Below are 26,596 nucleotides of genomic sequence, written 5' to 3'. Positions count from 1 at the left end.
GCAAAGGTGCTCTATTCTATACGTGATGTTCTGATAAAAAGATATTGATTAGTTTATGGGCTCTGTCAAAATTGCAGTCTCAGGGAGCTGCATCTTTACCTCGGCCTTCACAAAATTCCCACCAAAGGTGATATGAAAAACACCTGCTCTCCGTATGGTGATTGCCATGTCGGTATTCTGTGTGTATCCCCGGTTGTATCCATCCTGGACGATGATCTCACTGGTTCCTGCGTCACGGACAGTACATTCAAACCAGGCATGTTCAGAGGGGCGTGTGACAACTACTGAGAACTCTTCCTTCTTCCCATATTGGCTTGTGCCAACAACAGTTCGGGTGACTGTCTCCGGCGTGATCTTGGCAGTAATAATGAGTGGAGCCTGTGCCACCTCGACGATCATCGCTTTTTCTGAAAAATGCAGCTCAATTGTTTCAGAGTAAACTGTCTTGTATCCCACAGTCTGGGTAGGGGATGTGACGACAGATGGGTTTTGTTCGGGATCAGGCCTCTGGGTGCCGGTTGGATATGGGGTTGCAGGCACTACAACAGATGGATCAATGACTGCATCCGGTGTCGCGGCAGCTGGTGGCGTTGGTTGCACAGTCGCGGGTGTGACATCTGAAGTTTCTGAAATCGTCTCTGGAGGGGCAGTACACCCCGCCACAAGAACGATGAAGATAACCACAATAAACAGATACCCCCCGTACCTCAGGCTCATGGTTCATCAGTTACCATTCAAAGTATAAAAGAGAAGATGGTTGTTTCAGGGAGATTGACCCTGATACGAGAGGATAACACCCCTAAACACTCTGGCTGCATTCCTGAGATCTTCATGTGCGACGCGTTCATCAATAGCATGCAGTGTCCTGATATCTCCGGGCCCGTATTCAACCACATCGAACCCCTTCTTTCGAAGCTCACGTGCATCGCTGGCTGCCCACTGGACAATCGGCTCTGCATTGATGGTATGGATTTTCCCGATCTGATCGCAGATTCTCCGGACAATATCCGCATCCGGTGGTGTCAGTGAGGGGTTCCAGATGCTTGAGGGGGTAATTTCAGTATCGGGTGCATATGATCTGATCTCACTCAGGAGTTCGTGAGCATCACATCCAAATGGAAGGCGGAGATCGACTTCAAGCCTGCATTTCTGTGCCACAATATTCGCTTTCTCACCGCCTGAGATGACACCGGGATTATACATTATTCTGGTGAGGATAGATCGGAGGCCGGGGGTCTGGAAGATCTCCTCCAGCACATCTTCAGAATGATCGATTAAACGGGCCATTGTGGGATCTATTGGGAATTCCCTTCTGTGAATCAGCTTCAGATATTCAAGAAAAGCCATTGCATCCATGATAGCGCTCTTTCCAACCGCCGGATAGAGAGAGCTGTGGCCGGGAGAGCCCTTAAATTCTATTGTAAAGCGGCAGAGTCCTTTCTGCCCGATACATGGAGCGACTGAAGGAGTCGGCTCTGCAATGATACAGTCAGATGGCAACAGCAGCTCTTTATTCAGGAGATGATGGATGCCATGAGGACCGCCCACCTCCTCATCGCAGACAAAGGCGAGGGAGACCGCAGGATCAACCCCTTCGTCAATGATGGAGGCAAGGGCTGCGATAAGGGAAGCACAGCCTCCTTTCATATCTGTACTACCCCGTCCCCAGACAAAAGTATCATCAATGAAACCTGAGTAAGGGGGATGTGTCCATCCTTCATCAAGTGCGGGAACGGCATCAATATGTCCGCAGAGAAGAAGGGGATCGCCCTGCCTTCTGGAGATGAGATTGCAATGGCCAGGAGCATTCTCAATGACATCTGTTGCAACCCCAAGGGATGCAAGGAGATCACTGAGATAGCCGACTACCTCGGTAGTGATCCCGGGAGGATTTTCACTATTTATTTGAATAAGATCTGAACAAATCCTGACCGGATCCATGATTCCTTCCTATTGTGACAGGATCTTTTTATAGGTCTCAAAGAGTGTTGCAAGAGATGCACCGTTGTATATGCTTTTAATGAGCTCCTTTGCAAAGAGATCATCTATCATGCTCCGAAATGCATGTGATGGAATCGGCTTGCTTGATGCCGGATCGAGGACAATACGGAAACTCCGGTACTGTGCAGGATCAGAATCTGAATAAATGCCCTGCCAGAGCATTGGAAGTTTTGAAAAGGTTTCCGGATGATTCTCTGCAAGCCAGTTGACAAATGGCCGGAAGAGTGGACGATCCCCCTTCTTCTCCTCGTCAATCCTCCATCGCATATATTCTCCTGCCATGATGGATCGCGGCGATTCATAGCTGAATCCTGCAATACTTAGTGTATAATCAATGTGCGCGATCGCATCCATCCAGTGAAACCACAGCACCGGATGAAAATCAGATATCGATTCAAGAACAAGAGATTTTGAATAGAGATATTCAAGTTCCTGAGCATATTCATTTTTTTCCATCATCATAGGGGATTATATGGAGGGGGTGGAAAAAAGGGTTACTGTCTCGGCAGATGGTTTCTCCTGAAAAATGTGTCTGTTCTTCTGGAAGCCTTCTGAAAGCTGAACAAAGCTGGTGCCAGAGGTAACAAAGAGAAGGTGACGTTGTCTGGTTCAGCCCGAGTCTGACTTTATCACTGGTTAAAAGGCTGGCGAAGACTGATGGCCTTATGAATCAGTTGATCCAGTTCATCACCGGTTTTTCCCCTGATATCAATTTCATTATCCCTTCTGAGAAGGCAGGGCTTGAGTTTTCCATCTGATGTCACTCTGATTCTATTGCAATGAGCACAGAACTCGGTATTATGCAGAGGACGCACCACCTCCACTTCTGCCCCATCGACACAATATTTTTTCCGATGGTGCATCCTCCGTGTCAGGATCTCAGTTGACTGTGAGGCGATCTTCTTCTCAAGTCCGTCTACATCGGCATGTGAGGTGCACTCATTAAACTCCATCAGTTCGATGATCTGAAGGATCAGATTCCGGTTTCCCCTGACAAACCTGAAGAAATCGGGGATCTCATCATCGTTTATTCCCTGAAGAAGAACCATATTCAATTTTACCGGCGTCAGACCGGCATCAAGGGCAGAATCTATGCCTTCAAGAACATCTCCGAGGAGGTCTCTGCCGGTGATCTGTTTATACCGGTCGTGCCTGAGCGTATCAAGGCTGATGTTCACACGCGACAGACCGGCTTCCTTCAGATCATGCGCACAATCTGCCAGCAGTGTCCCGTTTGTTGTCATTGATGACTCGATATGTAATGGAACCGAGCTGATGATCTCAATTAGATCTTCACGGAGAGTAGGTTCCCCTCCGGTGAATTTCATGCTCCTGATCGGATAGCGAGAGAAAGCATTGATGATTGTGATAATTTCATCTGTACTGAGGGAATTATCTGGCTTTTCTTCCCCCTCCGCATGGCAATACACACAGTTGAGGTTACAGGCTGGCGTCAAAGAAAACCGAACATTTGTTACCTGACGCCCATATGGATCAATCAGCTTCTCTGTCATCTCTTTTATGAATATAGTTCCTGGCAATTATATAGGTCTCAGTACTGCCTTTGCGGGTTGCTTTTGTGCTGTATATCCTGACAGAATAGAAATTCGCCCTGACTTCGGCGAGAAAATCATTAAAGAGCTCCCCCTGAAATGTCTTCACGACAAAATTCCCTCCCTGTTTTAGCACTGCCTGGGCAAACCTGAGCGCTTCTTCATTCAGATCGATTATGCGCGCCTGATCATAGCTCTTCTTCCCGGAAATCTTCGGGGATGCATCACAGGTGACAATACTGACGGGATCAATGATCCGTTGTGCTTCTGCACGTATGAGGGGATTTGTAAAATCTCCTGTTATGGTGTGTACACCCTGAAGTGGAGCAATCGGATTGAGATCAATGCCAATGATTACTCCCTCGGTGATATTCCTCAATACCTGAAGCCATGAACCGGGAGCAGATCCAAGATCGATCACCGAATCTGTGGGACGGATGATCCCGAATTTTGCCTGGATATCCAGCAGTTTATACGAAGCACGAGATCGGTACCCCTCACCGGTTGCTCTGGTGTAAGCCGAATCACGTGACCATTGTGAACCCATCTTCTCTTCTCTCCTCTCCCCAATCAAAATAATAGAAGCAATGTAACAGATCATTTATCATCGGGTGTGTCGATAATAGAACAATATAATTATCCGTATTTAGTTCGTATCAATATGATAAGGGGTTTGTGATGTTAAAAGCAACTATTGATGCAGATACGTTCAGAGAATCGATCGACGCCATATCAGCTCTGGTTGGAGAATGCCGTCTTCATATAAGTGAGAAGGGTTTTACAACGCGGGCAGTAGATACCTCAAATGTCGCGATGATCTCACTTGAGCTGGATGCAGGTGCATTTCAGTCATATGCTGCAACAGAACTCGAAATTGGACTTGATATTGCGAAATTGAAGAATATCCTCGGGATGGTAGGAAAAAGTGATCCGATCGAGCTTGAACTGGATGCTGAAAGTAAAAAACTCGCGATAAGTTTCAAAAGCTACCGATACTCGATATCACTTCTTGATACAAAGACGATCCGCAAGGATCCAAATCCGCCAACACTCAATCTGCCGGCAGTTGTGAGGGTTCCAGGCGATACGCTGAACAATGCAATTAAAGCAGCATCTGTTGTTTCTGATAAGATTGCACTAAAAATTGACCCTGAGATCTCTCTTTTTATCATGCTGGCAGAGGGCGATACTGATAATATCAAGCTCGAGCTAGGAAAAGACGATGTCGAGTTCGTTCAACCAGCAGAAGCACGATCGCTCTTCTCACTTGACTATCTCAAGGATATGGGTAAAGTAATCGGGCGATCCCAGACTGTAGAAATTCAACTTGGAATCGATCATCCGGTTCAGTTCCTCTTTCCAATCGCCCAGGACAAAGGGCGTGTCACCTATCTCCTCGCACCCCGTATTGAGGCAGATTAATGAAAATCCGGCTTGAACTGCAGGATCTTGCCCACTACCCTTTTTTAAAAGAAGCACAGGAAGTAATCGCAGCGCGTGGTTATTCTCTTCGCGCTATTACTGGTAACCCTGAGAACCGGATCTACCTTGATGCAGCAGTGGATAGAATACGTGATGCCGCCCAGTCAAAAAAAGGGAGGGCATGGACAGATAGTGATGATCCATTCCTTGATATTCTCAGTTATGGCCTTGCCAGGATTCTTGTATCCTGCATCAAAAACCGTCAGGGGATCACTACCCTTGCCAGATATGAAGCTGAACGGGCATTCTACTTCCTTCAGACCATCGAAAAGAACGATGCTCTTCGCCTTCATATCTTTCGGGAACTGGATATGCCTCTTTTGGGAGACAGTATGTCCTACACCCGCTATATCGAGATCACACAGACACTGCGGGAAGACACTTTCCGGCTTGTGAACCGTGATCTATCACAAGGACAGGTCTTTCTGAGTGAGGAAGAAAAAGATCTTCTTCTCCGTGAGCGGATCAGAACACTCCTCCTCGATCAACTTCCTCTTGACCTGCCCGAATCTGTCTGTGACAACCTTTCTGAACATCTCCAGGTTGTCCAGTCCATTATTGCCGAACGTACCGTTGAAGAGTATGGCGATGTCGAGGAGTCACGGTTCCCGCCCTGTATCCATGCGCTCTATGAGGCGGCTGTTACTGGAAAATATCTCACCCATTCGGGGAGATTTGCATTGACCACATTCCTCCATACCATCGGAATGGATGTAACAGAGATTATCAGTACCTTCTCACAAGGGAGTGACTTCAATATTGAAGTAACATCCTACCAGGTGAATCATATCATCAGCCAGGGAACTGACGGATATACAACACCATCCTGTGCAACCATGATGACACATGGGATCTGTTTCGGAAAAAATGCAAAATGCAAACTTATCAGCCACCCTCTCTCATATTACCGGAAAGAGAAGAAGCAAAATAAGAAATCTGCGAGTAATAACAACTCCCCCAGGCAAAATAACGAAGAAAAAGAAAAAATATGATTTTGCGGGGATCCTTTAATGAATATCTGGTTCAGATTGATTTCTCTATTACTGTTGATCCCGCTCCGATGAGGATGAATATGAAGATCAGGAGAGCGAGGAGATAGGCGTATCCCGGATTCATTATCGCTGGCAGTCCAATGAGAAGAACAAGGAATATAATGAGGCTTATAACCCCTATGGCGATGTCCATGAGCCATTTTTGCATACATATATTCTCCTGAGGAGAGGCTTAATGGTTTTCACATAACTCCTGTCAAAACCATTGGATAACCCGGTAGATCACACTTTCTTTCATCATTTGATCCGGATGCCAACCAGAGAATCTATCTCCCTCAGAAAAGATCCATAATGTATGGTACCAGATGATCCCATGAGCCTCCTCAGACAACATGTCACTTCAGAGAGCCTCATTGAGCATTGTGTAGCAACCGGTGCAATCATGCGGGCTGTTGCCCCACATCTGAATGAAGATCCCGATCTCTTTGAGACAATCGGTATCCTGCATGATATCGATTATGAGATCGTCTCCGGAGATATGGAGAGGCACGGCATGGTTGGCGCGGAGATGCTCCGCGAGGCAGGCATATCTGAAGAGATCGCAGATGCTGTCATGAAGCACAACCACCATCTCTTTTCGGATCATTCAACCCCGGTTGATCTCTGCCTTCAGTCCGCAGACAGCATTTCTGGTCTCATCATCGCCTGTGCCCTCGTCAAAGGCGGGGCAATAGAAGAGGTGACGGTAAAAACCGTGAAGAAGAAGATGAAAGATAAAGGCTTTGCAGCGGGTTGTGATCGTGACAGGATACGATCGATTGAACCACTGATGGATCTCGATCTCTTTATCCAGTCGGCAATCGAAGGAGTTACACGAATCCGGGTGTGTTCAAATGATTGATAGAGATGAAAAAACCGACATACTCGATGCACTCGCGTATGCTGTCAGTGAGCTGAAGGGGAAGATGGATCCCCGTCTTATCCCCGAAGTTGGCAGTAACATTGTCTATGCCCGAAAAGGTGCCCGAAGCCCGGCTGATGTGGCGGGGGTGGAAGGGAGGATTGTGACGCTTCGGAAGAGTGTTCACCCGGTAGGAGAGTGTGCATTCGGTGCAAGTGACCATGTTGCCCGGATCGTACTGACAGCAATGCGGTTTAACCCTGAGATACGATCTGCTGCAAATATCCGGTTTACTGAGCCTCTGGCCGCTCTATTGGAGGATATGAGTTTTACTGTATGTTGGTTTGACAGGGAACATGAGCCCCCCGGCATACAGACGATGGATTGGGGCGTTGCATCATGTTGTAAAGAGGACGTCCCGGATATGATAATCGATCGCGGGGCTGTTGGAAAAGAGCCGATGATACGGATCCTTGGACCGGATCCGTCATCGGTTGCAAACACAATCATTATGTTGTCATCGCGCATTACTACTATGGAAATTTGAGGACGATATACATGGGAATCAAACCAAGCTACATTAAATCAATCGGAACAGGTCTCCTGGAAAAGCATGGCAATTACTTCTCTAATGAATTTGATGAGAATAAACTCGCCGTTTCGAATCTCACCACCATCGAAAGCAAAGGTGTGCGAAATCGTGTGGCGGGTTACATTACGAGAAAAGTAAATACCAGAAGACGCAGATAAGCTAGCGTATGATCCATGGAATAATACCAGCTATCATAACTCCTTTTCAAAGAACAGAAACGATGTCCGTTGATATCAACGGGCTTCGTTCAAACGTCGAAAATCTTTTGTCAGAGGGTATTGATGGAATTGTCCCCTGTGGATCTACAGGGGAATCTGCAACCCTCAATTTTGCCGAACATGAAGCGATCATCGAAGAGGTGGTCTCGGCTGTCGGAGGCAGGATACCGGTCATTGCCGGCACAGGTTCGAATAACACCGAAGAGGCACTGACACTTACAAAAGCAGCAAAGAAGATCGGGGCTGACGCTGCACTCGTTATCAGTCCATATTACAATAAGCCAAACCGTGCCGGGCTGATGAAACATTATACCAGACTGGCTGACTGCGGCATCCCGATCATCGTCTACAATGTCCCATCACGGACTGGTCAGAACCTGCCCCCGGATCTGATCGTTGAACTTGCAAGGAATCCGAATATCATCGGAGTGAAAGAGGCAAGCGGCGATATCGGCCAGATCTCCCAGATCATTGAGATGACCCGGGATCTGGACAGGGAGGATCCATTCGCTCTCCTCTCAGGTGATGATAACATGACGTTGCCGATTCTCGCACTGGGTGGACATGGAGTCATCTCTGTTGCTGCAAATCTTGAGCCCGTCAGAATGGGAACTCTCTATGATGCCTGCCGGACCGGATCGTTTATCAGGGCCCAGCAGATCCATTACGAGCTCTCCCCGCTCTTCCGTGGCATGTTTATTGATACAAACCCAATACCTGTGAAGAAAGGTGTCGAGCTGAGGGGAGGAGCAGCAGGTCCGCTCAGGCTTCCGCTCACCGAACTTGACCCTCAAAAAGAAGCGGTATTGAAGGAGATACTGAGTCATTATGATTAAAGTTGCAATCTGCGGTGCATTTGGCCGTATGGGTACAATCATCGGAAGAATGGTTGAGGAAGATCCCGATCTCACCTTTGTGGGCGGTATTGACATTCGCTCCGGGGAGGCATTCGGACAGCCTGTTGTGGATTCAGAGCATCTGGAGCAGTTCCTCAGGGAGAGAAAACCTGACTGCCTCATAGACTTCACAATAGCAAGTGCATCAGTCAGGAACATTGAAATTGCAGCATCCGCAGGGGTGGCTCTTGTTGTCGGGACAACAGGTTTCTCCGGAGAGGAGGAGGAACGAATCAAAAAAGCAACAGAAGGAGTCGTGCCTATTGTCAAGACCACAAATTTCAGTGTGGGTGTCAATATCTTCTGGCAGCTGATACGAAATGCAGCATCACTCCTCCCTGATTATGACTGTGAGGTGATCGAGGCACACCACCGGTACAAGAAAGATGCCCCAAGCGGTACAGCAAAAACAATCCTGGCAATCCTTGAAGAGGAGATGGGGGCACGGGATAAGTTGTATGGGCGTGAGGGAATGACTGAACGCGCTGATGAGATTGGTGTACATGTGATCCGTGGCGGGGATATCGTTGGTGATCACTCTGTTTTATTCTCAGGCAATTTTGAAACGATTGAACTTTCTCACCGCGCGTACGATCGTTCTGTTTTTGCACGGGGCGCGATCAGGGCAGCGAAATGGGTGCCGGGTCAACCTGCGGGCACATACACGATGAAAGAGGTTCTCGGCCTCTGATCGTGGTGCGTATATCGAAACCTATTTCTCATCTTTTTTAAACAATACTATAGGAGGAATCCAATTGGTAGCTGTTATTGATAAGGAGAAATGTACAGGCTGCGAAACATGCGTTGATATCTGTCCAACCGCTGCGATCTCTATGAATGACGAGAAGGCTGTTGTAGATGCAGATACCTGTGTTGACTGCGAAACCTGTGTGGATGAGTGTCCGGCTGAAGCCATTCACATGGAATAATTCTTTTTTTATCTCCCCCGATAGAGTTTGACGAAAATTAAAACTCTAACGCTTAAATATATTCTCACCCTTACTTCTGTTTACCCATGATCAATGTTGGAGTTCTTGGTGCTACAGGTGCCGTTGGCCAACGGTTTGTCCAATTACTGGCGAATCACCCCTGGTTTGACCTTACCACACTTACCGCGTCAGAACGGAGTGCTGGGAAGCCATACGGACGGGTTGTGAACTGGAGAGTGGATGCCCCGTTTCCAGAGACTGTGGCTGATCGTATCGTGAGCCCGACAACAGTCGAGGCTGTGAAAGATCTTGATATCGTCTTCTCTGCACTTCCTGCGGATGTCGCAAAGACACTGGAGATGGATATTGCCGAAGCAGGGGTGATCGTATGCAGCAATGCGTCATCATATCGGATGGATCCCCAGGTTCCCCTGCTTATTGCCGAGATAAATCCCGATCACACCGGTCTTATCGATCTCCAGCATGACAGCGGACGGGATGGATGTATCGTTACAAATCCAAACTGCTCGACCATTATGCTCTCATCATCCCTTGCACCACTGATGCCTCTTGGTATCTCCGGTGTCACTGTTGCTACCCTTCAGGCGATATCGGGTGCAGGGTTTGATGGTATTCCCGGCATGGCAATATTTGATAATGTCATTCCCTATATTGGATCTGAAGAAGAGAAGATGGAGAGTGAGCCGAAGAAGATCCTGGGTACATTTAACGGAGCTGAGATTGAACCCGCAGCATTTCCAATCAGTGCAAGCTGTAACAGGGTGCCGGTTATTGACGGCCATCTGATGTCTGTCTGGATTGACGCTGAGTATGGTGCTGCTGAAGCGAAGAAGGCTTTTGTCGGATGGAGGCCGCCATTCTCCGGTCTGCCAACCCAGCCTGAGGAGACATTACACATCTTTGAAGAGCCTGATCGCCCCCAGACCAGGCTGGATCGAAACAGGGGTAACGGGATGACGGTCTCAATCGGCAGGATCAGGGAAGGTATCCGCTACACCGTTATGGGGCATAACACAATCAGGGGGGCAGCAGGTGCGTCTGTCCTCAATGCTGAACTATTGAAGACAAAGGGTTATATTTGAGGGATCATATGCAGACAGATAACACAGTATTCGTTGGTAACAAGCCGGTTATGAATTATGTACTGGCAGTAGTGACACAGTTCAATAATGGCGCGGAAATGGTCGCCATCAAGGCCCGGGGAAAAGCAATCTCACGCGCAGTGGATACTGCTGAGATTTCATTGAACCGATTCCTTGAGGGTGTTGGAAAGAAGGATATCTGTACCTCAACAGAGGAGATTGAGACAGATAGCGGCAGGACCAATGTATCCAGTATCGAGATCATCCTCACAAAGACGCTCTGAAAGATAGTTTCACCTCTCCCACATGAAGATGGATTCCATCTTTTCTTTTCTCGTTTTTCCAAATGTTTTGGCAGCCTTCATACATGTAGTCTGATGACTTCGTCCAGAGGGTTTCGACCAGAAACACTATAATTATATGAAACAAATATATTTTGATGAAAACAGGCATTCTGGTTGCAGCACTCCTTATATTCGCCTTATCTTGTATGCCTGTTGCCGCATCTGATCCCGAAAACAGGTACAGCTATATCACCTTTGAGAGCGTTGATATCGCTCTTGATGGGGCAGATGCTGTTGTTACGGTCAATTATTCGATCGATACCGGTGTTCAGGTATTGGTTATGCTTCTTGGAAACCATGATCTCAGGACAAAAGTACTCCGTTCAATGAATTTTGAGGGTGCAAAAATCCAATATGCCGATCTCGAACGGGCAGTTCTTACCGTAGACGATGCGTCTTTTGATTATGGTGATGGGTCATTCTGGTTCCCACGTCATTCATTCATGGTAACTATTCCTGAACTTAACATACAGACGCCACAATCCACTCGTCGGTTCTTCATGATTCAACAGATGGAAGAAGGATTTGGGTACTTTACTGCCCGTTCATAATCGCGATATACACATGGCTTTTAAGGACTGAGAAATAGTGTTTTTTGAGGGCCCAGATTCACCTGAGATCAGATACGCTCAAAATCAATGTATCCCTTCTCAGGATCGGTTTTTAAAAGGCGAACCTGAACTCTCTGTCCAACCTTCAATCCATCCATGTTCTTTACGACCCGACCTTCTACAGGCGGATCAATGATTCTGGCATAGGTTCCTTTCTCTGAAGCACCGGTGACAAGACCCCTGAATGTCTCACCCACCCTGTCCATCAAAAGAACAGCACCTGCTGCTTTTCTCACAAACCGCTCCACTTTTTTTGCGGCTTTTTCTGATGCAGAGAGGTGTCCGGCAAGCATAGTCAGCTCATCTATGTCATAGGGGGGTTCTTTCCTCTCAATACTGGCTTTGATCAGCCTCTGGATGATTATATCCACATAACGCCTGTTTGGTGCCGTTCCATGAGTATAATCTGTTACTGCAAGGGCAAAATGGCCAACCGAATCTTCATCCGGCGCTATTGCCACATATTCCCCGGGTCCCATGAGCTTGACGACGGTAAGGGAGAGATCAGGGAAAGATTCGGGGTCTTTCTTCTTCATTGCAATAAGAAACGAGGCAAGTGCCGGGACATCAGGATCAGCAGGTAACCTGAAATGGTGTGAGGCTGCCTCTTCGACTATGCCCTGCCAGTTCCTTGGAGTCCTGACAATCCGCTGGATCATCGGATACGATCGTTCATTCAGGCGGGCGACTAGTGTCCTGTTTGCGGAGATCATAAATTCCTCAATGAGAGAATGGGCAAAACTCTCCTGTTGGATGACAAGGCCGGTGACTTTTCCCTCAACCATAACCGGCGAGGCTTCTATTGTTTCAAGATCAAGAAATCCCTGCTCTGCTCGCTCCTCTTTCATCTTTTGAGCTGCTTCATGCTGCAGGAGAAGCTGTTCCGGGAGTTTTGGAATATCAAGATCTTCATAGGGAAAAGCACCCTTGTTTTCGAGCCATTCTCCGACAACTTCATACACCAGCTTTGCTTTGTTATGGATGATTCCCGGATAGATATCCCCGTGACGGATTGATCCATCAGAAAGAACAGTATATTCGATAACAACTGCCAGTTTGTCTTTTTTTGGGTGGAGAGAGGTGATATCTTCCGAGAGGCGGATCGGAATCATCGGGTAGGTTACAACACCGGTATAAATCGAGGTTCCATGCTTTGCAGCGTGCCGATCGGTTGCCGATCCCTTCCCGACAAGGTGATCGACATCAGCTATTGCGATCTTCACCTGTATTTCGTCATCCGGCCCCTTTTCACAGAACTGTATCTGGTCAATATCCATAGTGTCATGATTGTCAATAGAGATCCAGAGAAGGGACCTGAGATCACGGGCAGATCTTCTCTCTTCCGGTCTCATCTCAACATTGAGGTTGTTTACTTCTGAGATGACACTCTTTGGAAATGTCGGCAGGAAGCCATACCTCTCCATTGCCTCATCTGCTATCTTCCTGAGATCCGGTGGATTGCTTGGCTGCATAAAAGATGAATACGGTGCGACTGATGATGAAGCTGTTGGAGATTTTATCTCATATCTCAGTCATCCGAAAGGCTTTACCAGTAATTATAAACCAGATCGAACTATTTATTCTGACAATCTGTTGAGAGGTGGATTGTGAATAAACCTGAGATAATTGGCATTATTCTCATTATTTTTGGTATTTTAGGCATTATCGGGACCGGATACAGCTATACTCTTGGAACTGCCGCTGATGCTCAAAAAGTGTTGCAGGATAGCGGAGCCATAATTGAGCGGCATGAAGAAGCAGTCCGGTCAACCGGCGAATCAATTAAGGGAGTCGGATATCCTATGCAGCAGGTAGGTGGATACATGAGGGATGCCGGACGACTCATCAACCTGATTCCGCTCGTCAGGGCAGGAGATCCGCTTGAAGATGGTGGAGAGTTGATGTATGCTGTCGGCAGTACAATGAACGAGACCGGATCAGATCTTATTGAAACAGCAAATAACATGCGAAGTCTCGCAGAAAACCTGAATAAACTGAGTGATGATATCGTCACCATGATGAATCTGGCAATGGCCGGAATCGGGCTTATGTCGTTTATGTTCATTATCGCCGGTCTTGGCTTCCTTGGTATGGGATCGGACCGAAGAGAGATTAAGAGGCTCCGCCTTGAACTTGATGAACTGAAGAAGAAAGGAACATAAATGCTTCTTCAACAAACTTCCCACTTTTATTGAGTGATGAGGTATTGTAATAGATGAGGGAATCTTGTGGATTTTGACCGGATGCATGATATCCCTGACCAAAACACCTTCCCAGAGGATGGTGGCATCCCAGCCTTCAACACAATAGAGGGTGACCACTTATGAGTAGTGCGGGTATTTGTCAAGGATCTCATCATAGGTTAAGTTGGAGTCTTCCTCAACAAGTCCGGTGACCGTCAGCCGGTACTGAGTGATATCAACATACCGTGGACCACGGATTGCATTTTCGCGGAAGTCATTGACTGATGAGAGGTCAAGTCCCTCATAATTTTTGATCTCAACGGCTGAGAGGGCTGTTGGATCGCTGCCTGACATCCTGTTATCTGCTCCAACATGGGGGAGGAGAAGGAAGATAACCGCACTTAAGAGGATAAACAGGGCGAGGATCAGGATGAGGAAGGAATGTTTCTGCATGAGAGGGGATGGGAATTAGGAATGATAAAGGCATGCATCGGGTTCAGTGACCATTTTCCCTCTTCATTATAATGTGTTGATGACATTTCATGCATTACTTTTAAATACTATTTCTCGTATTGATATTTTATGCAAAAAAATTGTGGACTATACCTTTTAACAGTCTTACTTGGACTGCTTCTTCTCTGTGCACCGGTTGCTGCCCAGGCTGCATCCCATACCACTCTTCAGGTTTATACGGATGAAACAGTACTGGGACGGGTTGTTTCTATCACCCCGGCATCTGATATCGGTGCATATGCAATTACTATCACACGCGGTACCAGTGTACAGCCTGCAATGGTTGGCGATACTCTCCGCCACAAAGATATCATTACAATCCAACGCGGCTCGTTTGCCGATATCCAGCTTGTTGATCGGAGTGATAAAACCATGCTTGGAGGAGGAACAGGGGGCACAGCAATTCTGCTTGAACGGGCAGGCAGTAGTTTTGGCAAAGCTGCAACTCCTGAACCGACAGTGTCGGATGGGGCAAGCGGTTCAGTCTATGTGGAAACAGAATATAGTAATGAAGTGGGAACAATCAAATTCATCGAGGGAAAAGCCACTATTTTCAGAGGCGGTGGAAATCTTTTATTTTATCCTGCATCAGTGAGTGCAAGCCTTTTGGATGGCGATAGATTGGATGTCAAAGAGGGTTATGTGGTAGTTGAGCTTCATGATTCAAGAGTTTTAACTGTCTATGAGGGAAACAAACTCTATTTGTTTAAAAAAGAGACTCAAAAACCCGAGTCTTTCCTTGATCCTGTCTTCTCGTTCTTTGGAGATATATGGACGAGAGTAAAAAACGCTATTGCAAGTGTGGAGGCACAGATTCCAACAGCCACAGCAGGGGTCCGGGGATAATTCAGCCAGTATTGGGATCCTCCTTCTTCAGGAGTATAATCCAACACCCTGAATATCAACTTCATTTCTTCCCTTGTCTCTTTTTAATGGAAAGCATCATTCAGAAAACCTCATCAGTCCTGCTATCCCTCTGAAAAGTATGCCAGTGATCACCACTTCTGATGGCATATCCCTCAGGTATGCAATTCATGGTGAAGGAAAAACAGTCATTTTTGTCCTCGGGTATGGAATGAGCCTCGATGAGTGGCCTTCCCGGCTGATATCACACCTTGCACAATCCTACAGGGTCATTCTCTACAACCATCGCGGGGTGTCCGGTGAACATAACCCGGCGATTGAGTTTACGATCCCGCAGGGAGCCCGGGATCTGCATGAGGTGATTACACAGCTTGTGAGCAGGGAAGGGGATGGACGAGATAGGGAGGAAGATAAGAAGGAATTGATAGAGGGAGGGGGAGGAGAGGATGATTCCGAAAAAGAGAGGGGTGTTCATATTGTCGGGTACTCGATGGGTGGGATGATTGCCCTTGAATATGCTCTTTTGTATCCGGATTCAGTCGACCGCCTTGTCCTCGTGAATGCCGACTGCGGAGGGATGCTGAAGGTCCCGGCAGAGGAATGGGTCACAGCAGAGATGGCAAAAGAACTCTCCACCGCTGAGGCATACCTTGAGCGTGCAGGAAAGCTTCTCCTCACGGAATCACACCGCTGTGAATTCCCCGATCCCCTGACCTGGTTTGTGGATTATGGGGAGGTGGCTGACCCGCATGCAGTAAAGGAGCAGTTTGATGCGATGCAGCTCTGGGAAGGGGTCTGCCCGGATCTCCATACAATCCGCTCTCCGGCACTCATTATTGCTGGCGATCAGGATATTGTCATCCCCCCGGAGAATGCCGAAATCCTGGCAGCGGCCATCCCCGATGCCACGCTCCATATATTAGGCGGGCAGGCGCATGGGATGATCTTCTGCCAGCCGGTGAGGATTGCAGAGATGATCGAGGAGTTTCTTGGGTGAGCGGGGGGGATGGGATGAGCGGCAGAGATAGTGGTAACACCAAACAATATCTGATTGTCATAGAGACGTCTGAAACCAACTTCTCCGCGTACTCCCCGGATCTCCCTGGTTGTGTGGCAACCGGAAAAACCCGTCAAGAGGCAGAAAAACAGATGTGTGAAGCGATTGCTTTTCACCTTGAAGGGTTGGAGGGGGATAGTTGAAAGACAATGCAGAATATTTGTTCAACAAAGAGACGATAGACTCCATAATTCCTTTATAGCGCTTCCTGTACTGGGAAACGATCGACAATCTAAAAACGCTTAAAATTTCTTAAAAAAAAGAAACGATACCCAAAATAAGCCTCGGGCGGGAATCGAACCCGCGACCTCTTCCTTACCAAGGAAGCGCGATACCGCTATGCCACCGAGGCGATTGTTGTGCCAGACAATAAGTTGCCTGATTGAGTTATCTGATTGAAATGCCCATATTCCGGAGATCTAAGCCCCTGAATCCGGCAACAACCCCCAAATCCATGAGAAGTTGCATTATATCGTAAGCCAGCGTTGTTTTAATACCTTCCGGAATGGATCATGGCTTGGAGCGTATTTTGCCATGGATTACCATTATTCAATGAATGATTGACACCTCTTCGCACCCACTACACTCAAAACACCTGACAACTCCCAGAGAGTCCCTCCGTCACCCACTGCCCTATATCAATATTCAATAGATCTATCGCCACTTAACCCTCACAGCCAGGCAACCATATCCTGATATTCACAACCCAAGCGCCCTGATGCTCTCCTGCACTCCCTCAAGCGTCCCCACCTCGATGACCGGGATCACCTTCTCCCTCCTGACAGCGTCCATCACCGCATCAAAGTCAATGGTGCCTGTTCCAACAGGACTATGCGAATCGGTTGTCCCATCATTATCATGAACATGGATATGAGCAAAAGGATACTTCAGGAATTCTGGAAGGCAGCTATTCAGATTAGCATGGCCAATATCAAGTGTAAAGCTGGTGCCTTTAATAAGGGGCAGTTCAGAGGGGATTTTAAGGAAGAAATAATCCCAGTTCCCCATATTCTCAATCGTCAGTTCGACCCCCCGCTCTTCCGCCAATGCATGGAGTTCGGCTATTGATTTCAGCATCTGCCGCTCTGCCATCTCCCTCTCCTCCAGCCAGGCGAAATAGCCGGGGTGGACGATCACCGGGGCATTGACCAGAGCGGCAATTGCAAAACATTCGTCTGTTACCTGGACGCTCGCCTTTCTGATCGGCTCCAGGAGGGAGGCGATATTCACTCCGCGTGATGGCGCATGAATCGAATAGGAGAAGGAGTAGGACTCGAGGATCTCAGGATTATCAATATAATGAAGGCCGTCATCCATCACCTCAACAAAGCCGGTGATTGGAGCCAGCTTCTCAAGGGCTATTCCGAGCGGCTCGCGATGAAGGCAGTAGGTAGAGACTGCAAACATACACTCAATCGGCAGGAACAGACGATAAATGATCTGATCCGAATCCTCAGGCACACATCTTCTTTCAAATTAAAGATACACCCACCAATGCCAAAGCTCCACCAGCAGAAAAGAAGTATCCCCTTTCACGACAGATATGTATCGAAGATAATGGAATACCAATATCTCTTCGGCCCGGTACGCTCCCGCCGCCTCGGGAGATCTCTTGGGATCGATCTCGTGCCCGGAAACATCTGTTCTTTAAACTGCGTCTACTGCGAGTGCGGCACAACCACCCATATCACCGTGAAACGTGGGGAATATGCCTCTCTCTCAAGAATCAAGCAGGAACTCGATCATTACCTCAGAATTAAGCGGGATTTCGACTATATCACCCTCGGGGGAACCGGCGAGCCAACCCTTCACTCGGGAATCGGCTCTATCCTTGAATACCTGAAAAACCGCCATCCTGAATACAAACGAGCGGTCCTGACAAACAGCACCCTCCTCCATGATCCGGCAATCAGAGACGAGATCAAAACAGCAGACCTCATCCTCCCCTCACTTGATGCAGTCAGCGATGACATCCTCCAAAAAATCAACCGGCCCCCGTCAGGTATCACCGCAGAAACAATGGTTAATGGCCTGATAGCACTCAGGAAGGAATTTAAAGGAAAAATCTGGCTTGAGATATTCTTCATTCCGGGTGTGAATACAATCAAAGAAGAGCTCCATCTCCTGCGGGATGCAGCAGTCAGGATCAACCCCGATGTAATCCACATCAACTCGCTCAGCCGCCCCGGCGCAGAACCCTGGGTTGCGACACTCACAGACGACGAGAAGAAAGCCATTCAATCGTTCTTCATTGAGCAATTTAAGAATACTCAGATTATCTAAAACTTCCACAACAGAGGAGCAGGTGCTCCTGTCCAATCCCTGCCTCCACCAATCAACCTTTTCTGGCTGGGAGAGCATACTACTATGAGAGAATCTCTATGGCGGTTGGAAAGGATATCATCAGGGCAATACAGGAAGAGATAAAATCAGACATCAGGATCATGCATGTCTGCGGCACACACGAAGCAGCCATCGCAAAACACGGAATACGGAGCGTCCTCCCAAAAGAACTGAAGGTCGTGATGGGGCCTGGCTGCCCCGTCTGCATCACACCTGCCGGCGAGATAGACTGTGCAATCAATCTTGCAGCAGAAGGAAAGATCATCACCACCTATGGTGACCTCCTCAGGGTGCCGGGATCAAAAGGCTCGCTCGAATCAGCAGACGGCGATATCAGGATCGTCCAGGGCATTCATAAAGCAGTAGAGATCGCAAAGAATACTGATAAAGAGGTTGTCTTCATCTCTGTTGGTTTTGAGACAACAGTTCCAACCGTTGCCGCAACAATCCTCCAGAATCCACCTGAAAACTTCAGCATACTCTCCTGCCATCGTGTTGTTCCTCCTGCCATGCAGTGGCTCCTCAGCCAGGGAGAAGCAGATCTTCACGGATTCATACTGCCCGGGCATGTATGCGCTGTTATGGGATATGATGAATATGAGCAGTTCCCGGTTCCCCAGGTGGTAGCAGGCTTTGAAGCAGAAGATCTCCTGCTTGGCCTGTACATGCTTGTAAAACAGATCAATAACAAAGAGGCAAAAGTGGAGAATGCCTATCCAAGGGCTGTCACAAGAGAAGGAAACACAAAGGCAAAAACCCTGATGTACGATGTGTTCACCCCCTGTGACATCGAGTGGCGGGGCTTCCCCGTCATACCCGGTTCCGGACTTGTATTAAAGCCAGAATATGATACCTATGACGCATTAAAGAAATTCAATAAGACAATTCCTCATATCGAGAAGCGCTCCGCCTGTATCTGCGATCAGCTCCTCCGCGGTCTCGCCGAACCAACCGACTGCCCGCTCTATGGCACCGCATGCACCCCCCGCTCCCCGGTCGGCCCCTGCATGGTCTCCCATGAAGGTGCATGCAAAATATGGCACCAGTATCACCGATAACGATATCCTTATCTGTTTTTACACAGATCTATCTAGACGCAACGCCCTTATTCGGGCTTCTGCAACAATTGTCTCGGTAGGGTAGTGGACATCCTAGAAGCCTCCGGAGCTTTTGACCCGGGTTCAAGTCCCGGCCGGGACGTCTTTCTTTTCGTAACTATCAAACCTCTGGAATGCACTAACTGCATCCTCTATATAGCCAATAATTTAAACAATCAGATCGTAAATGTTACTGCTATGGCGTTTGACCTGTACGATCTTGTAAATAAATATCCTCCAAAACAGATGATGGCGGTGCCGCTTGTCATCACTCTCATCGGACTGATAATCATCGGGGCTAATTTAATGATCTCCGGTGTTCCTATCAATCTTGGGATAGATTTTGCCGGAGGAACGGCGGTAACGGTGATGAGCGACGATACACCTGAACAGTTGGAAGCATATTTTGCGGCATATCCTCTGATCAGTATTGGTGAAGGATTAAACAGGGGAAACTACCTCCGGTTCGGGCCGATGTCTGATGAAGAGTTCCGCTCACTTTCCCGGGATATTTCAGCCCGCTATCCCGATGCGAAAATTGATCAGATCGGAGAGTCTTTTGGCGAGACACTCCAGCAACAAGCACTTATTGCCCTCCTCTTCTCGTTCATCGGGATGGCAATCATCGTATTCATCGCCTTTAGAACTGTGATACCCTCTATTGCAGTCGTCTTTGCTGCATTCACTGATATCCTCATAACCGCAGCAATCATGGATCTGATAGGACTCCCCCTCTCACTTGGCACAACTGCCGCACTTCTGATGCTCATCGGCTATTCTGTCGACAGCGACATACTCCTGACAACCCGTATCCTGAAACGGCAGGGAAAACTCGAGGAGAAACTGAAGAATGCATTCAGGACAGGATTTATCATGACCACAACGACACTTTCCGCGGTCCTCGCCCTTCTGGTCGTCTCATGGATCGGAGGAATAGAGATCATCATGCAGATTGCAGCCGTCCTGTTGATCGGTCTTCTTGTTGACCTGATGAACACCTGGATGTTCAATGCCGGACTTCTGAAATGGTATGTGCAGAGTGGAAAAGCAGCAAAAGGGGTGAAGAGATGACAAAAGACGATTCCAATTCTCTCATGCGTGACTGGCGCATACTGGTGCTCATTGCAGCACTTATTCTCTCAGCCGCTTCGATCTATCTCCTTCCCCCCGCCTTTGATAAGGGTATTCAGGGGAATGTCCAGCTTGGCCTGGACCTGGAAGGCGGATCATGGATACAGCTTGAATATAAGGCAGAATTAGTCACCTTTGAAACAACCGGCTCCGTTGAAGAACTTCTGCTTGGAATATCAAACGATCTCGACACAGAAGTATCACTCATCGAGGAAAATGTTGTTGAGATACGAAAACCATTCACCCGGGAAGAGCTGGAACCGGTATTCGCACAATATGGTGCAACGATCACCAGCTATGAGATAGGGGTAGGTCCAAAAACCGCAGAAACCGTCAAACGCATCCTGGAAGAGAAGATCAACCGCCTTGGAACGAGAGATGCCAAGGTGAACACCCTCACCACATTCGGAGGCGCCTCACGATATATCCGGATAGAACTTGCAGGCGTCGACATGATCACCGCACAGGAGATCGTCGGGCAGCAGGGTAGGTTCGATATCAGGATACAGACCACCGGTGATGAGACCGAACATGTCCTCTATGGTGACGCAATAACAAGTGTCGGCAACCCCACACAGAACCCAATGGGAAGTAGTAACTGGGGAGTACCATTCACCATCAGCGATGAAGGTGCACAGGCATTACGGGAAGCCGCCATCCGTACAGGGGCAACAGATCGGCCGATGGAGCATGAACTGATGATGCTTCTGGATGACGAGATCGTTTACAGTGCACCGCTCTCAACAGATCTTGCCGCACGGCTGAAGGTTGAGGAGGTCAGGAACCTTGTTGCATCAACTGGTGTTGGAGAAGAGGCACTCAACAGGGCGATGATCCTCGAAATTCACCTTCGTGCCGGCGCACTTCCGGTTGATGTCACCATCGCCGGATCCGGGTCAGTCTCAGCCGCCCTTGGAGAACACTTCAAGATAATGAGTATCATCGCCGGTATCATCGCACTCCTCACCGTCGGAATCGTTGTCTACTACCGGTACCGTGAACCAAGTATCGTCATTCCGATGCTCCTGATCAACACCTCGGAGATCATTATCCTCCTTGGAATTGCACGGTACTTCACCCAGCTCGATCTCGCAGCTATTGCCGGTCTTATTGCAGTTCTTGGAACAAGCATAGATCAGCTCGTCGTCATCACCGATGAGGTACTTCACGAAGGAAAGGTGCCCTCACCAAATGTCTATCTCAAACGGCTCGCACGGGCGCTTGGCATCATCATAGTTGCCGCCTCCACGATGATTATCGCAATGCTCCCGCTAGCCGTGATGGATCTCTCATCACTCCGTGGATTTGCCATTATCACCATCCTTGGCGTCTTAATTGGAGTCGTCATCACACGGCCTGCATACGGGAAGATCATCATGGCGATCCTCTCCCGATAATCCACCTTTTTCCATCGCGCATACAAAAAATCAATAATTCAATACAAAAACAGGCAAACGGGTTATTTTTCAAGGAAGGATATCACAGATCAAACCAACATCTCATTTTTTAGTAATGTTCTGCCCCCATTGTTAATATGAGATGGAAACAGAATGATTATGGTCATTCATGAAGGCGGTTTTGGGGCTTGAAGACGGAAACTTTTTTGTAGGAGAGGGTTTTGGTGCTGAAGGAGAAAGCACCGGAGAACTGGTCTTCACCACACAGATGGCAGGATATATGGAGGCGCTGACTGATCCCAGCTACGCGGGGCAGCTACTCATGTTTACCTATCCGCTCATCGGCAATTATGGTGTAGATTTTGCAAATTTTCAGAACCCTCTCATCCATGCACGGGGATGTATCACTCATGAGGTATGCAAATTCCCAAAACACAATCCTTCGTTAATCACTTTTTTTGAGGATCAGGGACTGCATGGACTATCAGGAATCGACACACGAATGCTAACAATAAATACCCGGCTCCATGGCACACTCAGATCAGCACTGATTGTCGGGGATGATAATGGAGAATATGCAGTTGAGATGGCACAAAAGGCGCCACAGATCTCAGATATAGATCTGATACAGTCAGTCACCTGCACCGATCCCTATCATGTACGGGGCAAAGGAAAACGGATCGCCGTCCTTGATCTTGGGGTGAAGAAGAATATCGTCATCAGCCTGCGAAGGCGGGATGCGGATGTATATGTCTTCCCATACACAGCAACAAAGGACGAGATAGATGCCTGCAGACCGCAGGCACTCTTCGTCAGCAATGGACCCGGCGATCCAAAACGTGCATCAAATGCAATCGATACCGTCAAACGATACATCGGCGAGATCCCGATATTTGGTATCTGCATGGGCAATCAGATCCTGGCACTTGCCCTTGGTGGAGACACCCACAAAATGAAATTCGGACACCGGGGATCAAACCAGCCGGTGCGGTGCAGTGATGGGTCGATATCCATAACAACTCAGAATCATGGGTATGTCGTTGATGCGGAGTCGCTTCCGGAAGGATGCCAGGTGAGCTATACAAATGTGAACGACAACACCCTCGAAGGATTCGTTGATCGTTACTTAAATATCTCCTGCGTCCAGTTCCACCCGGAAGCCCACGGTGGGCCACATGATACGGAAGAACCAATCTTTGATATGATCTACAGGAGCATTCCGGATGCCTAAATTATCACACATAAAGAAAGTGCTGCTGATTGGATCAGGTCCAATCCAGATCGGGCAGGCAGCCGAGTTCGATTTTTCAGGAACACAGGCCTGCCGGGCGCTCAGGGAAGAGGGCATCTCAGTGGTTCTGGTTAACTCAAACCCAGCTACCATTATGACCGATCCGGAGACGGCGGATGTTGTCTATGTCGAACCACTGAAAGCCGATATAATTGCAAAGATCATCGAGAAAGAGAAGCCGGATGGAATATTAAGTGGCCTTGGCGGACAGACCGGGCTGAACCTCACCGCAGAACTTGCTGAACTCGGTGCCCTTGAAGGCATAGAGATCCTGGGCACCCCGCTGAATGCCATTTACATGGGCGAGGATCGGGAGAAGTTCCGTGACCTGATGAACAGGATAAACGAGCCCGTACCAAAATCGATGATCCTGACACATCTCGATCAGGTAGATGAAGCATTGAAGATGGTTGGTCTTCCTGCAATCATCCGCCCGGCATATACACTGGGAGGATCAGGCGGCGGAGTTGCCACAACAGAGGAGGAACTCCGACGGATCGTCGAGATGGGGCTCTCACGGTCAAGGATACGGCAGGTTCTTGTCGAAGAGAGTGTCAAAGGCTGGAACGAGATAGAGTTTGAGGTGATGCGGGATGCAGCTGATACCTGTATCATCATCTGCGGTATGGAGAATGTCGATCCGATGGGTGTCCATACCGGTGAGAGTGTAGTTGTTGCCCCAATCCTTACACTCCGTGATGACGAGTACCAGATGCTCAGGACAGCCTCCATAAAGATCATCCGGGCACTTGGCGTTCAGGGAGGCTGTAATGTCCAGTATGCCTTTAAAGATGGAGATTACCGGGTTATCGAAGTGAATCCCAGGGTCTCCCGCTCATCTGCACTCGCCTCAAAAGCAACCGGATACCCAATCGCACGGGTCACTGCCAAGATTGCCATCGGGATGAGGCTGGATGAGATCACCAATTCTGTCACAGGATGCACCCCTGCATCATTTGAACCTGCCATCGATTATGTGGTGGTGAAGGTTCCCCGCTGGCCATTTGATAAATTCAAGACCGCTGACCGATCGCTCACCACTGCAATGAAGAGCACCGGTGAAGTGATGGCAATCGGCCGGACTCTCGAAGAGGGATTCAAAAAAGCACTCCGTTCAATCGACACTGATGTTACTACACACACCAATCCCGATGAAATACGGATGATACATCAGCGTCCGACCGATGAGCGTTTTTCTACCCTCTTTGACGCGTTTCGAATCGGCTTCTCATTAGAAGAGATTCACACACTCACATCAATCGAGCCCTTCTTCCTTGAAAAAATCCACCATATCGTTCAGATCGAACAATCACTCTCCCCGGAAACTACCGACAAAGAAATACAGGAGGCAAAGAGATTTGGCTTCTCAAATACCGAACTTGCTGAACGAACAGGAAAAACTATTGCCGCTCTCGAAGCAATAACCGGGAGTCCCACATATAAGATGGTTGATACCTGTGCGGCAGAGTTCCCGGCGCAGACTCCTTACTACTACTCGACCTGGGAGACAGGGTGCGAACTGACAAAGAATGATGCACAGAAGATTCTCATCCTTGGATCCGGGCCGATCAGGATCGGGCAGGGAATTGAGTTTGATTACTGTACGGTTCATGCAATTCAGGCACTCAGGGAACGCGGTGTTGAAGTTCATGTCGTAAATAACAATCCTGAGACGGTATCAACAGACTTTGACACTTCAGACCGGCTCTTCTTTGAGCCGATGCAGCTTGAGGATGTCATGAACATTCTCCGGAGTGATGGCTATTATGGCGTCATGGTGCAGTTTGGAGGGCAGAATTCTGTCAACCTCACTATCCCGATCAACGAGGAGATCAAACGTCTCGGACTCTCCACCCAGATACTGGGAACAAGTCCGGATGCGATGGATATTGCAGAAGACCGTGACCGTTTCAGTCTTCTCCTCGAAGAACTTGGGATTCCAAGCCCTGCAAACGGGTCAGCCTACTCTGAAGAAGAGGCATTCTCAATTGCAAATCGGATCGGCTACCCCGTCCTTGTACGGCCATCCTACGTCCTTGGCGGCCGGGCAATGGAGCTTGTGCACGATGATATCGAGCTTGGGACCTATATCAAGGAAGCCGTTAGGGTCAGCCGGAAACACCCGGTCCTGATAGACAGGTTCCTGCAGGACGCAGTCGAGCTTGACGTTGATGCAGTCTGTGATGGAACTGATGTTCTTATCGGTGGGATCATGGAGCATATTGAAGAGGCAGGAGTCCATTCAGGGGATTCGGCATGTGTCATACCAACCCAGTCGCTCCGTCCCGAGACTATTGCCACCGTTCGGGAATATACCCGGAAACTTGCTCTTGGTCTTGGAGTTGTCGGCCTCATCAATATCCAGTATGCAATCCAGAACGATCAGGTATATGTACTCGAAGCAAATCCGCGTGCAAGCCGGACAGTCCCCTTTGTATCAAAGGCAACCGGTATTCCACTCGCAAAGATCGCTGCACGGATTATGCTTGGAGAGAGCATAAAAGAGATCGGCTACACCGAACGTGATATTCGCCATGTGGCGGTGAAGGAGGTTCTCCTTCCCTTCAACAAACTCCCCGGTGTCGATGCAGTTCTTGGTCCTGAAATGAAAAGTACAGGCGAAGTAATGGGGATTGATTTTGACTTTGGACGTGCCTTTTTTAAGGCAAGCCTTGCTGCGGATAATACACTCCCCTTACAAGGTCGTATCTTCATCTCCGTCAATGACGACCAGAAAGAGGTCAGCATACCAATAGCACGCAAACTCCAGGATCTCGGGCTTGAGCTCTATGGAACGTCAGGTACAGTCCAGCATCTCGCCCAGTCAGGTATCCGGATGAACCTTGTCCGGAAAGTGCAGGAGGGATCGCCAAATGTCATCGATATGATGCGGAGGGGCGAGATCCAGCTCATAATCAACACTCCCTCAGACAAAACATCACGACAGGATCACTACCAGATCATGCGTATTGCCGTTGATTATGGAATCCCCTATATCACAACCATTCCGGCAGCAGATGCCGCTGCAATGGCAATTGAAGCGTATAAAAAGAATGAGACGACAATAGAGCCCCTTGGATTCTATCTCCGCTAACCCG

30 protein-coding genes and 2 tRNA genes are annotated in these 26,596 nt (G+C 48.4%); 22 read left to right on the top strand and 10 right to left on the bottom strand.

Features of this window, described 5'->3' with window-relative positions; genetic code table 11:
• Positions 1–48 precede the first annotated feature (48 nt).
• From ACZ44I_RS06185 to ACZ44I_RS06165, 5 genes are all read right to left on the bottom strand, one after another.
• Complete coding sequence (locus ACZ44I_RS06185; protein ID WP_464576424.1) at positions 49–717, bottom strand: hypothetical protein; 669 nt, start codon at positions 715–717, stop codon at positions 49–51.
• 45 nt (positions 718–762) lie between these two features.
• A complete protein-coding gene (locus tag ACZ44I_RS06180; RefSeq protein WP_464551601.1) occupies positions 763–1,941 on the bottom strand; it encodes a M20 family metallopeptidase in 1,179 nt (392 codons plus the stop codon).
• 9 nt (positions 1,942–1,950) lie between these two features.
• Positions 1,951–2,463, bottom strand: coding sequence for a hypothetical protein (locus ACZ44I_RS06175; RefSeq protein ID WP_464551602.1), 513 nt, complete (start codon positions 2,461–2,463; stop codon positions 1,951–1,953).
• A 167-nt stretch (positions 2,464–2,630) separates the two neighbouring features.
• On the bottom strand, positions 2,631–3,515 hold the full coding sequence (gene moaA / locus ACZ44I_RS06170; protein ID WP_464551603.1) for a GTP 3',8-cyclase MoaA: 885 nt from the start codon (positions 3,513–3,515) through the stop codon (positions 2,631–2,633).
• Positions 3,496–4,101: an RlmE family RNA methyltransferase gene (locus ACZ44I_RS06165; protein WP_464551651.1), complete on the bottom strand. Its 606-nt coding sequence runs from the start codon at positions 4,099–4,101 to the stop codon at positions 3,496–3,498. The genes moaA and ACZ44I_RS06165 overlap by 20 nt, the downstream gene beginning before the upstream one ends.
• 131 nt (positions 4,102–4,232) lie before the next feature.
• On the opposite strand from ACZ44I_RS06165, the gene ACZ44I_RS06160 reads away from it, so the two are divergent.
• Entirely contained in the window at positions 4,233–4,976 is a 744-nt protein-coding gene (locus ACZ44I_RS06160; RefSeq protein WP_464551604.1) for a DNA polymerase sliding clamp, read from the top strand.
• The gene (locus ACZ44I_RS06155; RefSeq protein WP_464551605.1) at positions 4,976–6,028 is read left to right on the top strand and encodes a DNA primase large subunit PriL; all 1,053 of its coding nucleotides are present in this window, start codon (positions 4,976–4,978) and stop codon (positions 6,026–6,028) included. The genes ACZ44I_RS06160 and ACZ44I_RS06155 overlap by 1 nt, the downstream gene beginning before the upstream one ends.
• Positions 6,029–6,059: 31 nt before the next feature.
• Here the strand turns inward: ACZ44I_RS06155 and ACZ44I_RS06150 are convergent, their stop codons facing one another.
• A complete protein-coding gene (locus ACZ44I_RS06150) occupies positions 6,060–6,236 on the bottom strand; it encodes a hypothetical protein (protein WP_464551606.1) in 177 nt (58 codons plus the stop codon).
• A gap of 147 nt (positions 6,237–6,383) precedes the next feature.
• Here ACZ44I_RS06150 and ACZ44I_RS06145 point away from each other — a divergent pair, with 147 nt between their 5' ends.
• The 9 genes from ACZ44I_RS06145 to ACZ44I_RS06105 all read left to right on the top strand — a co-directional run bounded on the left by ACZ44I_RS06145 (position 6,384) and on the right by ACZ44I_RS06105 (position 11,562).
• Entirely contained in the window at positions 6,384–6,929 is a 546-nt protein-coding gene (locus ACZ44I_RS06145) for an HDIG domain-containing metalloprotein (protein WP_464551607.1), read from the top strand.
• Positions 6,922–7,476 carry a thiamine-phosphate synthase family protein gene (locus ACZ44I_RS06140; RefSeq protein WP_464551608.1) on the top strand — a complete coding sequence of 185 codons (555 nt, stop codon included), beginning with the start codon at positions 6,922–6,924 and terminating at the stop codon, positions 7,474–7,476. Before ACZ44I_RS06145 ends, ACZ44I_RS06140 begins: the two co-directional genes overlap by 8 nt.
• Positions 7,477–7,487: 11 nt before the next feature.
• The gene (locus ACZ44I_RS06135; RefSeq protein WP_300330790.1) at positions 7,488–7,679 is read left to right on the top strand and encodes a 30S ribosomal protein S17e; all 192 of its coding nucleotides are present in this window, start codon (positions 7,488–7,490) and stop codon (positions 7,677–7,679) included.
• Between the two features lie 8 nt (positions 7,680–7,687).
• Positions 7,688–8,575 carry a 4-hydroxy-tetrahydrodipicolinate synthase gene (gene dapA, locus ACZ44I_RS06130; RefSeq protein ID WP_464551609.1) on the top strand — a complete coding sequence of 296 codons (888 nt, stop codon included), beginning with the start codon at positions 7,688–7,690 and terminating at the stop codon, positions 8,573–8,575.
• On the top strand, positions 8,568–9,326 hold the full coding sequence (gene dapB, locus ACZ44I_RS06125; protein WP_300330781.1) for a 4-hydroxy-tetrahydrodipicolinate reductase: 759 nt from the start codon (positions 8,568–8,570) through the stop codon (positions 9,324–9,326). The genes dapA and dapB overlap by 8 nt, the downstream gene beginning before the upstream one ends.
• Before the next feature lie 64 nt (positions 9,327–9,390).
• Positions 9,391–9,564 (top strand): indolepyruvate ferredoxin oxidoreductase subunit alpha, encoded by a 174-nt coding sequence (locus ACZ44I_RS06120; protein WP_300330776.1) that lies wholly within the window; start codon positions 9,391–9,393, stop codon positions 9,562–9,564.
• Between the two features lie 86 nt (positions 9,565–9,650).
• Entirely contained in the window at positions 9,651–10,667 is a 1,017-nt protein-coding gene (gene asd, locus ACZ44I_RS06115; protein ID WP_464551610.1) for an aspartate-semialdehyde dehydrogenase, read from the top strand.
• Positions 10,668–10,675: 8 nt separating this feature from the next.
• Positions 10,676–10,951 (top strand): DNA-binding protein Alba, encoded by a 276-nt coding sequence (albA, locus tag ACZ44I_RS06110; protein WP_464551611.1) that lies wholly within the window; start codon positions 10,676–10,678, stop codon positions 10,949–10,951.
• A gap of 155 nt (positions 10,952–11,106) precedes the next feature.
• A complete protein-coding gene (locus ACZ44I_RS06105; protein ID WP_464551612.1) occupies positions 11,107–11,562 on the top strand; it encodes a hypothetical protein in 456 nt (151 codons plus the stop codon).
• Positions 11,563–11,630: 68 nt separating this feature from the next.
• Here the strand turns inward: ACZ44I_RS06105 and ACZ44I_RS06100 are convergent, their stop codons facing one another.
• Entirely contained in the window at positions 11,631–13,094 is a 1,464-nt protein-coding gene (locus tag ACZ44I_RS06100; protein WP_464551613.1) for an RNB domain-containing ribonuclease, read from the bottom strand.
• Between the two features lie 135 nt (positions 13,095–13,229).
• Between ACZ44I_RS06100 and ACZ44I_RS06095 the strand changes: the two genes are divergently transcribed.
• Complete coding sequence (locus tag ACZ44I_RS06095) at positions 13,230–13,784, top strand: hypothetical protein (protein WP_464551614.1); 555 nt, start codon at positions 13,230–13,232, stop codon at positions 13,782–13,784.
• Positions 13,785–13,943: 159 nt separating this feature from the next.
• Here ACZ44I_RS06095 and ACZ44I_RS06090 read toward each other — a convergent pair whose 3' ends face one another.
• Complete coding sequence (locus ACZ44I_RS06090; protein ID WP_464551615.1) at positions 13,944–14,258, bottom strand: hypothetical protein; 315 nt, start codon at positions 14,256–14,258, stop codon at positions 13,944–13,946.
• A 129-nt stretch (positions 14,259–14,387) separates the two neighbouring features.
• Between ACZ44I_RS06090 and ACZ44I_RS06085 the strand changes: the two genes are divergently transcribed.
• The 3 genes from ACZ44I_RS06085 (at position 14,388) to ACZ44I_RS06075 (ending at position 16,382) form a co-directional block, all read left to right on the top strand.
• Positions 14,388–15,164 carry a FecR family protein gene (locus tag ACZ44I_RS06085; protein ID WP_464551616.1) on the top strand — a complete coding sequence of 259 codons (777 nt, stop codon included), beginning with the start codon at positions 14,388–14,390 and terminating at the stop codon, positions 15,162–15,164.
• Positions 15,165–15,303: 139 nt separating this feature from the next.
• A complete protein-coding gene (locus ACZ44I_RS06080; protein WP_464551617.1) occupies positions 15,304–16,179 on the top strand; it encodes an alpha/beta fold hydrolase in 876 nt (291 codons plus the stop codon).
• A gap of 14 nt (positions 16,180–16,193) precedes the next feature.
• Positions 16,194–16,382 carry a type II toxin-antitoxin system HicB family antitoxin gene (locus ACZ44I_RS06075; RefSeq protein WP_464551618.1) on the top strand — a complete coding sequence of 63 codons (189 nt, stop codon included), beginning with the start codon at positions 16,194–16,196 and terminating at the stop codon, positions 16,380–16,382.
• A gap of 137 nt (positions 16,383–16,519) precedes the next feature.
• On the opposite strand, the gene ACZ44I_RS06070 is transcribed toward ACZ44I_RS06075, so the two are convergent.
• Both ACZ44I_RS06070 and ACZ44I_RS06065 read right to left on the bottom strand, forming a co-directional pair.
• A tRNA-Thr gene (locus tag ACZ44I_RS06070) sits at positions 16,520–16,591 on the bottom strand.
• Positions 16,592–16,938: 347 nt separating this feature from the next.
• A complete protein-coding gene (locus ACZ44I_RS06065) occupies positions 16,939–17,646 on the bottom strand; it encodes a sugar phosphate isomerase/epimerase family protein (protein WP_464551619.1) in 708 nt (235 codons plus the stop codon).
• 150 nt (positions 17,647–17,796) lie between these two features.
• Between ACZ44I_RS06065 and ACZ44I_RS06060 the strand changes: the two genes are divergently transcribed.
• From ACZ44I_RS06060 to carB, 7 genes are all read left to right on the top strand, one after another.
• A complete protein-coding gene (locus ACZ44I_RS06060; RefSeq protein ID WP_464551620.1) occupies positions 17,797–18,522 on the top strand; it encodes a radical SAM protein in 726 nt (241 codons plus the stop codon).
• Between the two features lie 98 nt (positions 18,523–18,620).
• Positions 18,621–19,640, top strand: coding sequence for a hydrogenase formation protein HypD (gene hypD / locus ACZ44I_RS06055; protein ID WP_464551621.1), 1,020 nt, complete (start codon positions 18,621–18,623; stop codon positions 19,638–19,640).
• Positions 19,641–19,710: 70 nt separating this feature from the next.
• Positions 19,711–19,782, top strand: a tRNA-Arg gene (locus ACZ44I_RS06050).
• A 95-nt stretch (positions 19,783–19,877) separates the two neighbouring features.
• A complete protein-coding gene (locus ACZ44I_RS06045; RefSeq protein WP_464551622.1) occupies positions 19,878–20,750 on the top strand; it encodes a protein translocase subunit SecF in 873 nt (290 codons plus the stop codon).
• Positions 20,747–22,207: a preprotein translocase subunit SecD gene (locus tag ACZ44I_RS06040; protein WP_464551623.1), complete on the top strand. Its 1,461-nt coding sequence runs from the start codon at positions 20,747–20,749 to the stop codon at positions 22,205–22,207. The genes ACZ44I_RS06045 and ACZ44I_RS06040 overlap by 4 nt, the downstream gene beginning before the upstream one ends.
• Positions 22,208–22,376: 169 nt before the next feature.
• A complete protein-coding gene (carA, locus tag ACZ44I_RS06035; protein WP_464547824.1) occupies positions 22,377–23,438 on the top strand; it encodes a glutamine-hydrolyzing carbamoyl-phosphate synthase small subunit in 1,062 nt (353 codons plus the stop codon).
• Complete coding sequence (gene carB, locus ACZ44I_RS06030; protein WP_464547826.1) at positions 23,431–26,592, top strand: carbamoyl-phosphate synthase large subunit; 3,162 nt, start codon at positions 23,431–23,433, stop codon at positions 26,590–26,592. The genes carA and carB overlap by 8 nt, the downstream gene beginning before the upstream one ends.
• Positions 26,593–26,596: the final 4 nt, after the last annotated feature.

The organism is Methanocalculus pumilus (genome assembly GCF_055382585.1).
The sequence above is the reverse complement of the archived record's forward strand: the minus strand, read 5'-3'. Positions and strand labels throughout refer to the sequence as shown.

Bases quoted from the DNA above. Each gene is read 5' to 3' on its own strand.
- carA (WP_464547824.1), top strand. From the start codon at position 22,377: ATGAAGGCGGTTTTGGGGCTTGAAGACGGAAACTTTTTTGTAGGAGAG.
- albA (WP_464551611.1), top strand. From the start codon at position 10,676: ATGCAGACAGATAACACAGTATTCGTTGGTAACAAGCCGGTTATGAAT.
- ACZ44I_RS06040 (WP_464551623.1), top strand. From the start codon at position 20,747: ATGACAAAAGACGATTCCAATTCTCTCATGCGTGACTGGCGCATACTG.
- ACZ44I_RS06160 (WP_464551604.1), top strand. From the start codon at position 4,233: ATGTTAAAAGCAACTATTGATGCAGATACGTTCAGAGAATCGATCGAC.
- asd (WP_464551610.1), top strand. From the start codon at position 9,651: ATGATCAATGTTGGAGTTCTTGGTGCTACAGGTGCCGTTGGCCAACGG.
- dapB (WP_300330781.1), top strand. From the start codon at position 8,568: ATGATTAAAGTTGCAATCTGCGGTGCATTTGGCCGTATGGGTACAATC.
- ACZ44I_RS06175 (WP_464551602.1), bottom strand. From the start codon at position 2,463: ATGATGATGGAAAAAAATGAATATGCTCAGGAACTTGAATATCTCTAT.
- ACZ44I_RS06065 (WP_464551619.1), bottom strand. From the start codon at position 17,646: ATGTTTGCAGTCTCTACCTACTGCCTTCATCGCGAGCCGCTCGGAATA.
- ACZ44I_RS06140 (WP_464551608.1), top strand. From the start codon at position 6,922: ATGATTGATAGAGATGAAAAAACCGACATACTCGATGCACTCGCGTAT.
- ACZ44I_RS06075 (WP_464551618.1), top strand. From the start codon at position 16,194: ATGAGCGGCAGAGATAGTGGTAACACCAAACAATATCTGATTGTCATA.
- ACZ44I_RS06100 (WP_464551613.1), bottom strand. From the start codon at position 13,094: ATGCAGCCAAGCAATCCACCGGATCTCAGGAAGATAGCAGATGAGGCA.
- moaA (WP_464551603.1), bottom strand. From the start codon at position 3,515: ATGACAGAGAAGCTGATTGATCCATATGGGCGTCAGGTAACAAATGTT.
- ACZ44I_RS06150 (WP_464551606.1), bottom strand. From the start codon at position 6,236: ATGCAAAAATGGCTCATGGACATCGCCATAGGGGTTATAAGCCTCATT.
- ACZ44I_RS06180 (WP_464551601.1), bottom strand. From the start codon at position 1,941: ATGGATCCGGTCAGGATTTGTTCAGATCTTATTCAAATAAATAGTGAA.
- ACZ44I_RS06165 (WP_464551651.1), bottom strand. From the start codon at position 4,101: ATGGGTTCACAATGGTCACGTGATTCGGCTTACACCAGAGCAACCGGT.
- ACZ44I_RS06060 (WP_464551620.1), top strand. From the start codon at position 17,797: ATGGAATACCAATATCTCTTCGGCCCGGTACGCTCCCGCCGCCTCGGG.
- ACZ44I_RS06145 (WP_464551607.1), top strand. From the start codon at position 6,384: ATGGTACCAGATGATCCCATGAGCCTCCTCAGACAACATGTCACTTCA.
- carB (WP_464547826.1), top strand. From the start codon at position 23,431: ATGCCTAAATTATCACACATAAAGAAAGTGCTGCTGATTGGATCAGGT.
- ACZ44I_RS06155 (WP_464551605.1), top strand. From the start codon at position 4,976: ATGAAAATCCGGCTTGAACTGCAGGATCTTGCCCACTACCCTTTTTTA.
- dapA (WP_464551609.1), top strand. From the start codon at position 7,688: ATGATCCATGGAATAATACCAGCTATCATAACTCCTTTTCAAAGAACA.
- ACZ44I_RS06105 (WP_464551612.1), top strand. From the start codon at position 11,107: ATGAAAACAGGCATTCTGGTTGCAGCACTCCTTATATTCGCCTTATCT.
- hypD (WP_464551621.1), top strand. From the start codon at position 18,621: ATGGCGGTTGGAAAGGATATCATCAGGGCAATACAGGAAGAGATAAAA.
- ACZ44I_RS06185 (WP_464576424.1), bottom strand. From the start codon at position 717: ATGAGCCTGAGGTACGGGGGGTATCTGTTTATTGTGGTTATCTTCATC.
- ACZ44I_RS06080 (WP_464551617.1), top strand. From the start codon at position 15,304: ATGCCAGTGATCACCACTTCTGATGGCATATCCCTCAGGTATGCAATT.
- ACZ44I_RS06045 (WP_464551622.1), top strand. From the start codon at position 19,878: ATGGCGTTTGACCTGTACGATCTTGTAAATAAATATCCTCCAAAACAG.
- ACZ44I_RS06085 (WP_464551616.1), top strand. From the start codon at position 14,388: ATGCAAAAAAATTGTGGACTATACCTTTTAACAGTCTTACTTGGACTG.
- ACZ44I_RS06090 (WP_464551615.1), bottom strand. From the start codon at position 14,258: ATGCAGAAACATTCCTTCCTCATCCTGATCCTCGCCCTGTTTATCCTC.
- ACZ44I_RS06135 (WP_300330790.1), top strand. From the start codon at position 7,488: ATGGGAATCAAACCAAGCTACATTAAATCAATCGGAACAGGTCTCCTG.